The following is a 14,531-nucleotide window of genomic DNA, read 5'->3' as shown; positions in this document are numbered from 1 at the left end:
ACATCCAACATACAGGCTGACTGATACACCGCAATCGCGAGCAAGCTTTGCTCCCACAGGCTCGCTCCCACAGGGGTTATCGCATCACCTGTCAGAACGGCTTGTCGAAGGTGATCTTCGGTTCTTTCCACGGCCCCTTGACGTCGTATCTTACGCTGGCAAAGCGCGCTACGCGGTCACCGATCAGTTTGTCGATCAGAAACAGCGCCCCACCCACCGCCGGTGCGCCAACGATCAGCGCGGCGATCGGCAGGTTGTTGGTCACCGGCAGCGTCACCAGCAGCTTGGCGTCGACCCGGTCGGCCACCATGTCCAGCGTGCCGTTGAGTTCCAGATTGCTCGACGGCCCGGTCAGGGTAATGGGTTCGCGGGTCACGTACACACCGTCGCTCGCCACCAGCAGCCCTTTGACCCGGTCGTAGCTCAAGCCTTTGCTGAACAGGTCGGAGAAGTCCAGGCGCAGGCGTCGGCCGATGGAGTTAAAGTTCAGCAGGCCAAATACCCGCAACGCCTGGGCGCTGCCTTCAATTTCAACAAACTGGCCTTTGCTCAGCGAAGCGTCGAGGCTGCCGGAAAAACGCTTGGTGGCAGCCCACGCCGGCGAGCCGGGCCAGCGGCCATCGACATCCAGGCGGAAGGTCTGGCTGGTCACACTCGGGGCATAACCCCAGTTCTTGAGTATGTCGACCAGGTTCTTGCCGCTGATACGGCCCTTGTACCAACTGCTGGTGGAACCGGGCGCGCCTTCCCAGCCGCCACTGCCGTTCAACACCATGCCCTTGAGGCCCATGTCCAGATTGTTCAGCGCGATACCCTTGGCGGTAGGGCGCACTTTCAACGACCACGCACCGATGAGATCGGGGCCCTGGAACAATTGGTCGATGGCAATATCCATGGCCGGGATTTTGCCGGGATCGACCGAGGCCAACGGGTCCGGAGCGTTTTCATCCGCCTGGACCGTCGGGTCTGTGGCCGGCAGGCGAACATAATCAAGCGTGATACCAATCGGTGCGGCCTTTGCATCTGGCAGGCTGACATTGCCCTTGGCCTGCTGGCTGTCGAGCCGCATGGCCCAGGCGTCCGGCTTGCGGTCCAGTTGCACCGATACCTGGTCCAGGGTGGTGCCCATGGCCGTGAGCTTGCCGACGCTCAGGTCGACGCTGCTGAGCAGTTGCTTGGCGCTGCCGCCTGGATCCTGGCCGGCGTACTTGTTCACCAGGTCCTGCCAGGGACTCACGTCCAGCTCCGACAGTTTGCCGCGCAGTCGCAGCCCCTTGGCCCCGGGCAGCACCGCATCGCCGGCACCCAGCAACAATTCGCCACGACCGTCGGCGACTTTGCCGCTCGGCGCGGCGTAAGTGAAACTGGCCAAGTCGCCATAATCGACCCAGTAACGCCGCTCCGGCCCTTGCAGGGTCATGCGAAACATCGTGTCGCGCCCGGCATTGGCGGCCATGCCGAAAGGCGCCGGCAGGTCGATGGCCACGCCCTTGAGGTTGGAACTGACCGACAACTGGCTATCGGCGCCATCAAGGATCACTTGCAACTGGTAGGGCACGACACCCGATACCGGCAACGGCTGGGTGACATTCAGCCAACTGGTGAGCTTCTTGACCTCCACCTGCCCGGACGCAGCGACCCGCGTGTTGAGCGCACCGGCACGGCCCTCGGCAAAAATCTGTGCGGTCACGGGCCGGTCGAATGCCCGGGCACTGATGCCCTTGCCGCTCAGGCCCTTATTGCTGTCGAAGCGGAAATCGCCCTTGAGCTGGGTCAGCTCCAACACCGGCTCGCTGAGCTTGAGACGGGCCTTGTCGGTGACGAAGTCCACCAGGATCTTCGGTTGCTCGCCTTTGACCAGCGGGATATCGAGCTTGACGCTGCCTTGCAGGTCGCCCTCGCCTTCCCAGCCGGCGAATGTCTCGGCGGTCCCGATCGGCGCGGTCTGGAGGATTTTCAGACCGTCACCCAGTCCGCCGGCGAACCCGCCGTCCAGAAACAGATGAACACTCTGCCCGCTGGGTACATGGGGAATGTTCACCGAAACATCCTTGACCTGGGTATCGAGCAATTGTCCTTGGCTGGCGAAGATGCGCACGCCGCTGTCTTCGACGAAGACATCGCCGCTGACCTTGCTGACCGAAGGCCAGCCCGGCTGGAACGCCAGTTCCGCGTCATGCACCTTGAAAAACAGGCTGATGCTGCGCGCCGCGTCCCCGGCACCGTGATTGAGCGAGCCTTGGTACTGGAAAAAGCCCTCATCCACCGCGCCCTTGACGATGGCCGTGCGCAGCCACTCATCCAGCGCCGGGCTGAGGACCGCCGGCAGGTACTTGGCGGTGTAGCGTCCGTCACCGTCCACCAGGCCGACCCGCAGGTCCATGTAGTCTTCCTGGCTGTGGTCGAAATGCAGGCGGATCAGGAAGTCGCCGGCAATCCGGCCCTCCTCGCCCAGCACCTTCAAGTACGGCGCGATCAAGGTGAAGCCTTGCTTGTCGAGCTTCCAGGTCAACCGGGCGTTGGCCTGCAGGTATTGCCAGGGCTTGGCGAAAATCGGGTCCAGGTGCAGGGAAAAATCCTTGCTGTCCATGCGCAGCTCGCCGCCACCGAGGTCACCGCTCAGGCTCCCGGACACGTTGCGCGCAGCCGGGGCGCCGCGATAGGCATCAAAGCCCACGGTGTCCAGGTTGGTGGCGAAGCTGACTTTCTGGTCACCGGTGTTTTGCGGCCGGTAGTCCAACAGCACGTTGCGCAGGGCACCGGTCACCTTGAGATGGTCGATGGTCGTCGCCAGGCCTTCGGGCAACGGCGCCAGGGCATTGAGCAACGGCGTGAGCGGAGTCAGGTCGAGGCGGTCGGCCTGCAGGTGCCAGCGCTCCTCGGCCTTTTCGGTGGCGGCACTCTGCTGCAGTTGCAGGCGCGATTCCCAGCGGGTTTCGCCCAGGTTCATCGCCAGGGAATCGAAGGTCGCAGTAAATCCCTGGTCGCCACGCTGGAAATATCCATTGAGCGCCAGGTTATGGATTTGCACCGGCTTGCGCTCGGCGTAGGCACCCTGGATGTCAGGCGCATTCAAGCGCATGACCGCGCTTTGCACCGTACCGCCCCCCCAACTCAGCCAGAATTCGCCACCGGCCTTGATCCGGGAAAAATTCCATTGCTGGGTCAGGCGTTTCGGCAGCCATTTGGACCAGTCGCTTTGCGGCAGGCTCAGGTACGCATCGGCCTGGCCATTCTTCCAGTCGCTGGCGCGCAGGCGGGTACGCAGGTTGATCGCCACCGGCTGGCCGTCCGGCAGGGTCAGGCGTGCGTCCAGGCGCTGGCGGGTGACGCCGGTGCGCAGGCTCAAGCCGACGTAGGTGAGGGTCAGCGGTGGTTGCTCGACGGGTTGCAAGGTCACCTGGCTATCGAGCAGCGAAAACTTGGAAACCACCTGCATGCGTTCGAGCAATTGCTGCGGATCGAGGGGCTGGTCGTCCTTCACCGGCAGGCCTTCCAGGGCCCACTTGCCGTCGGCGCCCTCCTTGAGGCTGATCTTCAGGCCGCTGACTTCCAGGTGGGCAATGCGCACCTGGCGTGCCAGCAGGCTGTCCCATAGATCAGGCACGGCTCGCACCTGATCCAGGTGCAACGCATTGGGGCCTTCGCCGACCACCACGTCGCGCGCCGCCAGGATCGGCGCCAGGGCGCTCCAGCTACCGTCGAGGCTTCCGATGTGCACAGGCATGCCCAAGGCGACGCTGGCCTGGGTCTCGACCTCGGCGCGGTATTCAGCCACCAACGGGACCAGCTCGCGACCGAGGCTGACGTACAACGCCAGCAGCACCAGCAGCAGCGCGCACAGCCCCAGCCCCCAGCGAGTCAGCGCCGCCAAAATGCGTGTCAGACGCTCCATGTCAGTGGGCTCCCCTGGCAAAGACAATCAAATCCGCGGGCCCGCCGCTTCCCAAGCTCTTCAGAGCAACACCACGTCGTATTGTTCCTGGGAATACATGGTTTCCACCTGGAAGCGAATCGTGCGTCCGATAAACGCTTCCAGCTCCGCGACATTGCCTGACTCCTCGTCGAGCAGGCGATCCACCACTTTCTGGTTCGCCAACACTCTATAGCCAGTCGCCTGGTAGGCGCGCGCCTCCCGGAGAATTTCCCGGAAGATTTCGTAACACACGGTTTCCGGGGTCTTGAGCTTGCCGCGACCCTGGCAACTGCTGCACGGCTCGCACAGCACCTGCTCAAGGCTTTCGCGGGTGCGCTTGCGGGTCATCTGCACCAGGCCCAGCTCGGTGATACCGATGATGTTGGTCTTGGCGTGGTCGCGTTCGAGTTGTTTTTCCAGGGTCCGCAGCACTTGGCGCTGGTGCTCTTCATCTTCCATGTCGATGAAGTCGATGATGATGATCCCACCCAGGTTGCGCAGCCGCAGTTGCCGGGCGATGGCCGTGGCGGCTTCCAGGTTGGTCTTGAAGATGGTCTCTTCCAGGTTGCGATGGCCGACGAACGCCCCGGTGTTGACGTCGATGGTGCTCATGGCCTCGGCCGGATCGACCACCAGGTAGCCGCCGGACTTGAGCGGTACCTTGCGTTCAAGGGCTTTCTGGATTTCGTCTTCGACGCCGTACAGGTCGAAAATCGGTCGTTCGCCAGGGTAATGCTCGAGGCGGTCGGCGATTTCCGGCATCAGTTCGGCGACGAACTGGGTGGTCTTCTGGAAGGTTTCCCGGGAGTCGATACGAATTTTCTCGATCTTGGGGCTGACCAGATCGCGCAAGGTCCGCAGCGCCAGGCCCAGGTCCTCGTAGATCACGCTAGGGGTGGCGATGGTCTTGATCTGCGCGGCGATCTGGTCCCAAAGCCTGCGCAGGTAGCGGATGTCCATGAGGATCTCATCGGCCCCGGCCCCCTCGGCGGCCGTGCGCAAGATGAACCCACCGGCTTCCTTGATGCCTTCTTTTTCCACGCAGTCGCTGACCACCTGCTTGAGGCGCTCGCGCTCGGCTTCGTCTTCGATCTTCAGGGAAATGCCAACGTGAGCGGTACGCGGCATGTACACCAGGTAGCGCGACGGAATCGACAGTTGCGTGGTCAGGCGCGCGCCCTTGGAGCCAATGGGGTCCTTGGTGACCTGCACCACCAGGCTCTGGCCTTCGTGCACCAGGGCGCTGATGCTCTCCACGGCCGGCCCTTCGCGCATGGAAATTTCCGACGCGTGGATGAATGCCGCGCGGTCCAGGCCGATGTCGACGAAGGCCGCCTGCATGCCCGGCAGCACCCGCACCACCTTGCCTTTATAGATATTGCCGACGATGCCACGCTTTTGCGTGCGCTCGACGTGGACCTCTTGCAGAACACCGTTTTCAACCACCGCCACGCGCGATTCCATCGGCGTGATGTTGATCAGGATCTCTTCACTCATGGCAGGGTCTCGTTCAGGCATGTTCACGATTATGGCCGCATCAAGTCAGACGGCGCTCAGCGCGCGCTCAAGGTTTGCCAACAGGGTATGCCGAAATGGCCCAGTAGTTCTGCGGTTTCGCACAGCGGCAGGCCGACCACGGCTGAATAACTGCCTTCAAGCCCGGCGACGAACACCGCGCCCAGCCCTTGAATACCATAGCCGCCGGCCTTGTCCCGGGGTTCACCGCTGGCCCAGTAGGCCGCCGCTTCCTGTTCCGTGATCGACCGAAAGCGCACCAGGCTGCGCACAACACGGGATTCGCAACGCTGCCCATCGAGTATGGCAATGGCGGTCAATACGTCATGTTCGCGACCGGACAGGCTCAAGAGCATCGTCATGGAATCGGCCTGGTCCACGGGTTTTCCGAGAATTCGCCCGTCCAGTACCACAGCGGTATCGGCGCCCAGCACGCAGCCATCCATGCCGGCGTCCAGGGCTCGCCGACCCGCCTCGGCCTTGCCGCGCGCCAGGCGCTCGACATAGGCCGAAGGGGTTTCGTGGTCCAGGGGCGTTTCGTCGATGTCCGCGCCGATGGCGGTAAAGGACACGCCGATCTGCGTGAGCAGTTCACGCCGACGCGGCGAGCCTGAGGCGAGGTAGAGCGGTTTCATCAAGACATCTCCCTATCAAGGCCAATGCCTGACCGAATCAGTTGATTTTGAAACGCAGGCGCAAGCCACGCAAACCGAAGCTGACCCATGGCCAGAGCAAGGCACTGACCAGGGCTGGCAAGACCAGCGCCAGGGTCGGCTGGCGATTGCCGGTCAGCGCGCTGAGCCACAATTGCACCAGTTGCGCCAGGCCGAAGATCACCAGGATCACCAGGCACTGCTGCCACATGGGGAACATCCGCAGGCGTTGTTGCAGCGACAGCACCAGGAAGGTGATCAGCGTCAGGATCAGCGCGTTCTGCCCCAGCAACGTGCCATAAAGCACGTCCTCGGCCAGGCCCAGGCACCAGGCGGTGACCATGCCGACCTTGTGCGGCAAGGCCAGCGCCCAGAAGGCCAGCAACAGGGCCAGCCACAGTGGGCGCAGGATTTCCATGAACTGCGGCAGCGGCGAAACGCTGAGCAACAGGCCGATGGCGAAGGTCAGCCAGACCATCCAGCCGTTACCGGATTGGGTACTGCTCATTCTTCTCGTGCTCCCCTGGGGGCTGGCGCGGTGGCCGGCGTGGAGGCTGGCGGTTGGGCGGCGGGCCGGGCTGGCTGAGCAGGCTGCGCGGCGGGCGCGTGGGTAGCCGAGCGGGTCGGCCTCACAGCAGGCGCGGCGGGTGCGGTGGCCGGGGTTGCCGCTGGCGTGGTGGCCGGAGCCGCCGTCGCCGGTGCAGGCACTGGTGGTTTTGGCACCGCGACCGGGACAGGCGCAGGCGTTGCTGTCGCTGGGGCAGCCGACTCGCCGCCCTGGCGGTCCTGGGCTTCCTGGGCCACGGCAGCATCGTTGGCACGCTCTTCGGGCGTACGGTTGTCGCTGAAGACCAGCAGCAGGTAGCGGCTGCGATTCAGCGCCGCCGTCGGCACCGCGCGGACAATGGCGAACGGCTGGCCGGAATCATGGATGACTTCCTTGACCGTCGCCACCGGGTACCCGGCCGGGAAGCGCTGGCCAAGGCCGGAGCTGACCAGCAGGTCGCCTTCCTTGATGTCGGCGGTATCGGCCACGTGCCGCAGTTCCAGGCGTTCCGGGTTGCCGGTGCCGCTGGCAATCGCGCGCAAGCCGTTACGATTGACCTGCACGGGAATGCTGTGGGTGGTATCGGTCAGCAGCAGCACCCGGGAGGTGTAGGGCATCAACTCCACCACCTGGCCCATCAGACCCCGGGCGTCGAGCACCGGCTGGCCGAGGACAACGCCGTCGCGCTCGCCCTTGTTGATGAGGATGCGATGGGTGAAGGGGTTGGGGTCCATGCCGATCAACTCGGCCACTTCGACCTTCTCGTTGACCAGCGCCGAAGAATTGAGCAACTCGCGCAGCCGCACGTTCTGCTCGGTGAGGGCCGCCAGCTTCTGCATGCGCCCCTGCAACAGCAGGTTTTCGGTCTTGAGTTTTTCGTTTTCGGCGACCAGTTCGGTCCGGCTGCCAAACTGGCTGGCCACACCTTGCCACAAGCGCTGCGGCAGGTCGGTGATCCAGTAGGACTCCATCAACACCAGCGACATCTGGCTGCGCACAGGCTTGAGCAGCGTGAAGCGGGCATCGACCACCATCAGCGCGACCGAGAGCACGGTCAGCACCAGCAGGCGCACACCCAATGAGGGGCCTTTGGCGAAAAGCGGTTTAATAGGCCGCTCCTCCCAGGCAAATGTTTTCTTTATTCATACGGCATCAAACCGGCCTGGATACGAATGACAGAAGATAAACGCCAACGGGCAGCACTGCAAAGTGCTGCCCGGGAGCGAACAACATAGACGATCCAGCCAACTTATTCGCTGGAGAGCAGGTCCATGGTGTGCTTGTCCATCATTTCCAATGCACGGCCACCGCCGCGGGCAACGCAGGTCAACGGGTCTTCGGCAACGATCACCGGCAGCCCGGTTTCCTGGGCCAGCAGCTTGTCGAGGTCACGCAGCAGCGCGCCACCACCGGTCAGCACCAGGCCGCGCTCGGCGATGTCCGACGCCAGCTCCGGCGGCGACTGCTCCAGGGCGCTCTTGACGGCCTGGACGATGGTCGCCAACGATTCTTGCAGCGCTTCGAGCACTTCGTTGGAGTTGAGGGTAAAGGCCCGTGGAACACCTTCGGCCAGGTTGCGACCGCGCACGTCGACTTCGCGCACTTCACCGCCCGGGTAGGCCGTGCCGATTTCCTGCTTGATGCGCTCGGCGGTGGATTCGCCGATCAGGCTGCCGTAGTTGCGACGCACATAAGTGATGATCGCTTCGTCGAAACGGTCGCCGCCCACACGTACGGATTCGGCGTAGACCACACCGTTGAGGGAGATCAGCGCGATTTCAGTGGTACCGCCACCGATGTCGACGACCATCGAGCCGCGGGCTTCTTCCACCGGCAGGCCGGCACCGATGGCAGCAGCCATTGGCTCTTCGATCAGGAACACTTCACGGGCACCGGCGCCGAGGGCCGATTCACGGATAGCGCGACGCTCTACCTGGGTGGACTTGCATGGAACGCAGATCAGCACACGAGGGCTGGGCTGCAGGAAGCTGTTTTCGTGAACCTTGTTGATGAAGTACTGCAGCATCTTTTCGCAGACGCTGAAATCGGCGATCACGCCGTCCTTCATAGGGCGAATGGCTGCGATGTTGCCCGGTGTACGGCCCAGCATGCGCTTGGCTTCCGTACCGACAGCCACGACACTTTTCTGGTTACCGTGGGTGCGGATGGCCACGACCGAGGGTTCATTCAGGACGATACCGCGCTCGCGCACGTAAATAAGGGTGTTGGCAGTGCCCAGGTCAATGGAAAGATCGCTGGAAAACATGCCACGCAGTTTCTTGAACATGGGAAAGGGACCCTAGGCAACGCGTGGGTAAAAAAGTGCGGCAAACTCTAACAACGACAGGGATTTTGGGCAAGGCGCCAATATGTTAAATTGGCCGCTTTTCTGTGCACCAAACCCCACAATCGCGGGTATAGACCCGTAGAAATGCGGTAGTGTTCCGACAATCTAACACACGGACAGATTACGTCCGTTTTGTTTTCCACTGGAGAATCCCATGGCGCTTGAACGCTCCGACGTGGAAAAAATCGCTCATCTGGCCTGTCTGGGCCTCAATGAAGCCGATCTTCCACACATCACTTCTGCCCTGAACAGCATTCTGGGGCTGGTCGACGAGATGCAGGCGGTCAATACCGACGGTATCGAACCACTGGCACACCCACTGGAAGCCAGCCAGCGCCTGCGCGCCGACGTCGTGACCGAGTCCAATCACCGCGAGGCCTACCAGTCCATCGCACCAGCGGTCGAAAACGGCCTGTACCTGGTTCCGAAAGTCATCGACTAAAGGGAAAGAGCCTCTCATGCATCACATGACCCTGGCCGAGATCGCCCGCGGACTCGCCGATAAAAAGTTTTCTTCCGAAGAGCTGACCCAGGTCCTGCTGGCGCGCATCGCCCAGCTCGATCCGCAGCTCAACAGCTTCATCAGCCTCACCCAGGAGCTGGCCCTGAGCCAGGCCAAGGCCGCCGACGCCCGGCGCGCCAATGGTGAAACCGGCGCCCTACTCGGTGCGCCGATTGCCCACAAGGACTTGTTCTGCACCCAAGGCATCCGCACCAGCTGCGGCTCGAAGATGCTCGACAACTTCAAGGCCCCGTACGATGCCACCGTGGTCGCCAAGCTGGCCGCCGCCGGCACCGTGACCCTGGGCAAGACCAACATGGACGAATTCGCCATGGGCTCGGCCAACGAGTCGAGCTACTACGGCGCGGTGAAAAACCCGTGGAACCTGGAACACGTACCGGGCGGCTCGTCCGGCGGTTCCGCCGCCGCCGTGGCCGCACGCCTGTTGCCGGCCGCCACCGCCACCGACACCGGCGGTTCGATTCGCCAACCGGCGGCGTTCACCAACCTCACTGGCCTCAAGCCCACCTACGGTCGCGTCTCGCGCTGGGGCATGATCGCCTACGCCTCCAGCCTCGACCAGGGTGGCCCTCTGGCCCGCACCGCCGAAGACTGCGCGATCCTGCTGCAAGGCATGGCCGGCTTCGACCCGAACGACTCCACCAGCATCGACGAACCAGTGCCGGACTACAGCGCCAGCCTCAACGGCTCGCTGCAGGGCCTGCGCATCGGCGTGCCGAAGGAATACTTCAGCGCCGGCCTCGACCCACGCATCGCCGAACTGGTCCACAACAGCGTCAAGGCGCTGGAGAAGCTCGGCGCGGTCATCAAGGAAATCAGCCTGCCGAACATGCAGCACGCGATTCCCGCGTACTACGTGATCGCCCCGGCAGAAGCCTCCTCGAACCTGTCGCGTTTCGACGGCGTGCGCTTCGGCTATCGCTGCGAGAACCCGGAAAACCTGATCGACCTGTACAAGCGCTCCCGTGGCGAAGGCTTCGGTGCCGAAGTGCAGCGCCGGATCATGGTCGGCGCCTACGCGTTGTCCGCCGGCTACTACGATGCCTACTACCTCAAGGCGCAGAAAATCCGTCGCCTGGTGAAGAACGACTTCATGGCCGCCTTCAATGAGGTCGACATCATCCTCGGCCCGACCACGCCAAACCCGGCCTGGAAACTCGGTGCCAAGAACAGTGACCCGGTCGCCGAGTACCTGGAAGACGTCTACACCATCACCGCCAACCTCGCCGGCTTGCCGGGCCTGTCCATGCCGGCCGGTTTCGTCGATGGCCTGCCGGTGGGCGTGCAGTTGCTCGCGCCGTATTTCCAGGAAGGCCGCCTGTTGAACGTTGCCCACCAGTATCAGTTGAACACTGACTGGCACACCCGCACCCCAACCGGCTTCTGAGGAGAAACACATGCAATGGGAAGTCGTGATCGGGCTGGAGATTCATACCCAGCTCACCACCCGGTCGAAAATCTTTTCCGGTAGCTCCACCACATTCGGTTCCGAGCCCAACACCCAGGCCAGCCTGGTGGACCTGGGCATGCCCGGTGTACTGCCGGTGCTCAACGCCGAAGCGGTGCGCATGGCGGTGATGTTCGGCCTGGCGATTGACGCCGAGATCGGCCAGCACAACGTGTTCGCCCGCAAGAACTACTTCTACCCGGACCTGCCCAAGGGCTACCAGATCAGCCAGATGGAACTGCCGATCGTCGGCAAGGGCCACCTGGACATCGCCTTGGAAGACGGCACGGTCAAGCGCGTCGGCATCACCCGTGCGCACTTGGAAGAAGACGCCGGCAAGAGCCTGCACGAAGAATTCAACGGCGCCACCGGCATCGACCTGAACCGTGCCGGCACACCGCTGCTGGAAATCGTTTCCGAGCCGGACATGCGCAGCGCCAAGGAAGCCGTGGCCTACGTCAAGGCGATCCATGCGCTGGTGCGCTACCTAGGCATCTGCGACGGCAACATGGCCGAAGGCTCGCTGCGCTGCGACTGCAACGTGTCGATCCGGCCCAAGGGCCAGGTCGAATTCGGCACCCGCTGCGAGATCAAGAACGTCAACTCGTTCCGCTTCATCGAGAAGGCGATCAACAGCGAGATCCAGCGCCAGATCGAACTGATCGAGGACGGCGGCAAGGTCATCCAGCAGACCCGCCTGTACGACCCGAACAAGGACGAGACCCGTCCAATGCGCAGCAAAGAGGAAGCCAACGACTACCGTTACTTCCCCGACCCGGACCTGCTGCCAGTGGTCATCGAGAACTCGTTCCTCGACGAGGTGCGCACCACCCTGCCGGAACTGCCACCACAGAAACGCGAGCGCTTCCAGGCGCAATTCGGGTTGTCGAGCTATGACGCCAACGTCCTGGCCACCAGCCGCGAACAGGCCGATTACTTCGAGAAAGTCGTGAGCATCGGCGGCGACGCCAAGCTGGCGGCCAACTGGGTGATGGTCGAGCTGGGCAGCCTGTTGAACAAACAGGGCCTGGAAATCGATGAGTCGCCGGTCTCGGCCGAGCAACTGGGCGGCATGCTGGTGCGGATCAAGGACAACACCATTTCCGGCAAGATCGCCAAGATGGTGTTCGAAGCCATGGCCACTGGTGAAGGCAGCGCCGACGAGATCATCGAGAAGCGCGGCTTGAAGCAGGTCACCGACACCGGCGCGATTTCCGCCGTGCTCGATGAAATGCTCGCGGCCAACGCCGAGCAAGTCGAACAGTACCGTGCGGCAGACGAAGCCAAGCGCGGCAAGATGTTCGGCTTCTTCGTCGGCCAGGCCATGAAAGCCTCCAAGGGCAAGGCCAACCCGCAACAGGTCAACGAACTGCTCAAAAGCAAGCTCGAGGGCTGATTGCCATGGAGCCAGATATCAAGCCTGGCTCCCTTCGCCCTTGTGGGAGCGAGCCTGTGGGAGCAAAGCTTGCTCGCGATGAAGACACCTCGATCCTTCAGTGGACCGCGTTATCGTTCATCGCGAGCAAGCTTTGCTCCCACAGGCTTTGCTCCCACAGGCTTTGCTCTCACTGGCTTTGTTTCCACTGGCTTTGCTCCCACTGGCCAGCTCCCCTATCTGTCGTTGGAAAACCCTACATGAAGCGTCTCCTCGGCGCCTGCGCCCTGCTGTCCCTGCTGGCCGGTTGCGCCAGCCAGAGTGGGACGGTCGATCCACACGGCTACGACCAGACCGGCGTCGCCTCTTATTACGGTGCCCGGCACCATGGCAAGCGCACCGCCAGCGGCGAGCGTTTCAACCAGAATGGCCTGACCGCCGCCCATCGCCAGTTGCCGTTCGGCACTCAGGTGAAAGTCACCAACCTGAAAAACAACGACAGCGTCGTGGTCCGCATCAACGACCGCGGCCCGTATACTCGTGGTCGTTTGATCGACGTATCCCGCGCAGCCGCCGAACAACTGGGCATGTTGCGCAGCGGCACCGCACGGGTGCGCGTGCAAGCCCTCGACGACTGATAGACGGAGCCCGGCCATTTCCCTACTCACCGCCCTACCGCTGCTCAGCCTGATCGAATTGTTCGGCGCCCTGCTGTTGCTCATCGGCGGTGCCGAACTGCTGGTGCGAGCCGCCGTGGGCCTGGCGGCACGCTTGCAAGTACGGCCACTGATCATCGGTCTGAGCGTCGTCGCGTTCGGCAGCAGTGCGCCACAAATGGCCGTCAGCCTGCAGGCAACCCTGGCGCAAAACGCCGACATCGCCGTAGGCAGCGTGATCGGCAGCAGCATTTTCAACATCCTCGTCACCCTCGGGCTGTCGGCGCTGATCATTCCGCTGCGCGTCTCGCGCCAACTGGTGCGCCTGGACATCCCACTGATGATCGGTGCCAGCCTGCTGGTGTTCGTGCTGGCCTGGAATGAAGAACTGACCCGGTTGGACGGCGTATGGCTGCTGGTGGCCCTGGCGGTGTACCTGGGCCTGTTGCTGCGCCAATCGCGACACTCGGGGCGACCGCACACCGTGGGTATCACCGTGACCCAGGGGTCCTGGCCCAAGAGCCTATCGATGATCGTGCTGGGCCTGGCCATGCTGGTTTTCGCCGGCCACCTGCTGCTAGGTGCAGCGGTGGAAGTGGCGACGGACCTGGGGCTCTCGGAGCGCATCATCGGCCTGACCATCGTCGCCGTCAGCACCTCGCTGCCGGAGCTCGCCACCTCGTTGATCGCCGCCCTGCGCGGCCAGCGGGACATTGCGGTAGGCAACGTGATCGGCAGCAACCTGTTCAACCTGCTGGGCGTGCTGGGAGTCACCGCCCTCGCCGCGCCCACGCCACTGTCGGTCTCGCCAAACGCCCTGGATTTCGACCTGCCGGTGATGCTCGGCGTGGCGGTGCTGTGCCTGCCGGTGTTCTATTCCGGTTATCGTGTCACCCGCGCCGAAGGCCTGCTGTTGCTGGGCTTGTACCTGGCCTATGGGCTGCACGTGGTGTCGTTCACCACCGGCATGCCCCTGGCCGGCCAACTGGAACGGCTCATGCTGTTCTATGTGTTGCCGGCCCTGCTCGCGTTTTTGCTGTTCACCTCCCTGCGCGCCTGGCGCCGCCAACACCACAAGAGGGATTTGCCATGACCGACACCCCAAAGACCGGCCTGGACATGCGTCGCCAGGTCATGGGCGACGCGTTCGTCGACCGCGCGCTGGGCAACGCCACCGAATTCACCCAACCCTTGCAGGACTTCGTCAACGAACATGCCTGGGGCAGCGTCTGGAGCCGCGACGGCTTGCCGCTCAAGACCCGCAGCCTGATCACCCTGGCCGCCCTCACCGCCCTCAAGTGCCCGCAGGAACTCAAAGGCCACGTGCGTGGCGCGCTGAACAACGGCTGTACGGTGGAAGAGATTCGCGAGGCATTGCTGCATTGCGCGGTGTACGCAGGCGTGCCGGCGGCGATCGATGCGTTTCGGGCGGCGCAGGAAGTGATCGATAGCTATCAGAAATCTGAGTGACTGTTAGATCGCTATCGCGAGCAGGCTCGCTCCCACAGTGGATCTTCGGTGTACATAAAACTCCGGTACACCTGTGATTACC

Annotated in this window: 12 protein-coding genes; 6 read left to right on the top strand and 6 right to left on the bottom strand. The window is 63.1% G+C overall.

The window, feature by feature from the left end; genetic code table 11:
• Window positions 1–91: 91 nt before the first annotated feature.
• The 6 genes from B0E42_RS14505 to mreB all read right to left on the bottom strand — a co-directional run bounded on the left by B0E42_RS14505 (window position 92) and on the right by mreB (window position 8,918).
• Entirely contained in the window at window positions 92–3,895 is a 3,804-nt protein-coding gene (locus B0E42_RS14505; protein WP_077506706.1) for a YhdP family protein, read from the bottom strand.
• A gap of 60 nt (window positions 3,896–3,955) precedes the next feature.
• Window positions 3,956–5,413 (bottom strand): ribonuclease G, encoded by a 1,458-nt coding sequence (gene rng / locus B0E42_RS14500; RefSeq protein ID WP_018613976.1) that lies wholly within the window; start codon window positions 5,411–5,413, stop codon window positions 3,956–3,958.
• Between the two features lie 56 nt (window positions 5,414–5,469).
• Entirely contained in the window at window positions 5,470–6,066 is a 597-nt protein-coding gene (locus tag B0E42_RS14495) for a nucleoside triphosphate pyrophosphatase (protein ID WP_077506705.1), read from the bottom strand.
• Between the two features lie 37 nt (window positions 6,067–6,103).
• A complete protein-coding gene (gene mreD / locus B0E42_RS14490) occupies window positions 6,104–6,592 on the bottom strand; it encodes a rod shape-determining protein MreD (protein WP_003197820.1) in 489 nt (162 codons plus the stop codon).
• A complete protein-coding gene (gene mreC / locus B0E42_RS14485) occupies window positions 6,589–7,740 on the bottom strand; it encodes a rod shape-determining protein MreC (RefSeq protein WP_074849552.1) in 1,152 nt (383 codons plus the stop codon). Before mreC ends, mreD begins: the two co-directional genes overlap by 4 nt.
• A 140-nt stretch (window positions 7,741–7,880) precedes the next feature.
• The gene (gene mreB / locus B0E42_RS14480) at window positions 7,881–8,918 is read right to left on the bottom strand and encodes a rod shape-determining protein MreB (RefSeq protein WP_002555108.1); all 1,038 of its coding nucleotides are present in this window, start codon (window positions 8,916–8,918) and stop codon (window positions 7,881–7,883) included.
• A gap of 214 nt (window positions 8,919–9,132) precedes the next feature.
• Between mreB and gatC the strand changes: the two genes are divergently transcribed.
• The 6 genes from gatC to B0E42_RS14450 all read left to right on the top strand — a co-directional run bounded on the left by gatC (window position 9,133) and on the right by B0E42_RS14450 (window position 14,449).
• A complete protein-coding gene (gene gatC / locus B0E42_RS14475; protein ID WP_003197816.1) occupies window positions 9,133–9,420 on the top strand; it encodes an Asp-tRNA(Asn)/Glu-tRNA(Gln) amidotransferase subunit GatC in 288 nt (95 codons plus the stop codon).
• Window positions 9,421–9,436: 16 nt separating this feature from the next.
• A complete protein-coding gene (gatA, locus tag B0E42_RS14470; RefSeq protein WP_018601844.1) occupies window positions 9,437–10,888 on the top strand; it encodes an Asp-tRNA(Asn)/Glu-tRNA(Gln) amidotransferase subunit GatA in 1,452 nt (483 codons plus the stop codon).
• A 10-nt stretch (window positions 10,889–10,898) separates the two neighbouring features.
• Window positions 10,899–12,344: an Asp-tRNA(Asn)/Glu-tRNA(Gln) amidotransferase subunit GatB gene (gene gatB / locus B0E42_RS14465; RefSeq protein ID WP_018601845.1), complete on the top strand. Its 1,446-nt coding sequence runs from the start codon at window positions 10,899–10,901 to the stop codon at window positions 12,342–12,344.
• Window positions 12,345–12,583: 239 nt separating this feature from the next.
• Window positions 12,584–12,961, top strand: a complete 378-nt coding sequence (locus B0E42_RS14460; RefSeq protein WP_077506704.1) for a septal ring lytic transglycosylase RlpA family protein — start codon at window positions 12,584–12,586, stop codon at window positions 12,959–12,961.
• 49 nt (window positions 12,962–13,010) lie between these two features.
• Window positions 13,011–14,072: a calcium/sodium antiporter gene (locus B0E42_RS14455; RefSeq protein WP_024616068.1), complete on the top strand. Its 1,062-nt coding sequence runs from the start codon at window positions 13,011–13,013 to the stop codon at window positions 14,070–14,072.
• Complete coding sequence (locus B0E42_RS14450; protein WP_024616067.1) at window positions 14,069–14,449, top strand: carboxymuconolactone decarboxylase family protein; 381 nt, start codon at window positions 14,069–14,071, stop codon at window positions 14,447–14,449. The genes B0E42_RS14455 and B0E42_RS14450 overlap by 4 nt, the downstream gene beginning before the upstream one ends.
• Window positions 14,450–14,531 lie beyond the last annotated feature (82 nt).

The organism is Pseudomonas sp. A25(2017), assembly GCF_002001065.1.
GTDB lineage: Bacteria > Pseudomonadota > Gammaproteobacteria > Pseudomonadales > Pseudomonadaceae > Aquipseudomonas > Aquipseudomonas kilonensis.
The sequence above is the reverse complement of the archived record's forward strand: the minus strand, read 5'-3'. Positions and strand labels throughout refer to the sequence as shown.

What these genes read in the sequence shown, in the direction of transcription:
- gatC (WP_003197816.1), top strand. Translation starts at nt 9,133, where the DNA reads ATGGCGCTTGAACGCTCCGACGTGGAAAAAATCGCTCATCTGGCCTGT.
- rng (WP_018613976.1), bottom strand. Translation starts at nt 5,413, where the DNA reads ATGAGTGAAGAGATCCTGATCAACATCACGCCGATGGAATCGCGCGTG.
- B0E42_RS14495 (WP_077506705.1), bottom strand. Translation starts at nt 6,066, where the DNA reads ATGAAACCGCTCTACCTCGCCTCAGGCTCGCCGCGTCGGCGTGAACTG.
- mreB (WP_002555108.1), bottom strand. Translation starts at nt 8,918, where the DNA reads ATGTTCAAGAAACTGCGTGGCATGTTTTCCAGCGATCTTTCCATTGAC.
- B0E42_RS14460 (WP_077506704.1), top strand. Translation starts at nt 12,584, where the DNA reads ATGAAGCGTCTCCTCGGCGCCTGCGCCCTGCTGTCCCTGCTGGCCGGT.
- B0E42_RS14450 (WP_024616067.1), top strand. Translation starts at nt 14,069, where the DNA reads ATGACCGACACCCCAAAGACCGGCCTGGACATGCGTCGCCAGGTCATG.
- gatB (WP_018601845.1), top strand. Translation starts at nt 10,899, where the DNA reads ATGCAATGGGAAGTCGTGATCGGGCTGGAGATTCATACCCAGCTCACC.
- B0E42_RS14505 (WP_077506706.1), bottom strand. Translation starts at nt 3,895, where the DNA reads ATGGAGCGTCTGACACGCATTTTGGCGGCGCTGACTCGCTGGGGGCTG.
- mreD (WP_003197820.1), bottom strand. Translation starts at nt 6,592, where the DNA reads ATGAGCAGTACCCAATCCGGTAACGGCTGGATGGTCTGGCTGACCTTC.
- gatA (WP_018601844.1), top strand. Translation starts at nt 9,437, where the DNA reads ATGCATCACATGACCCTGGCCGAGATCGCCCGCGGACTCGCCGATAAA.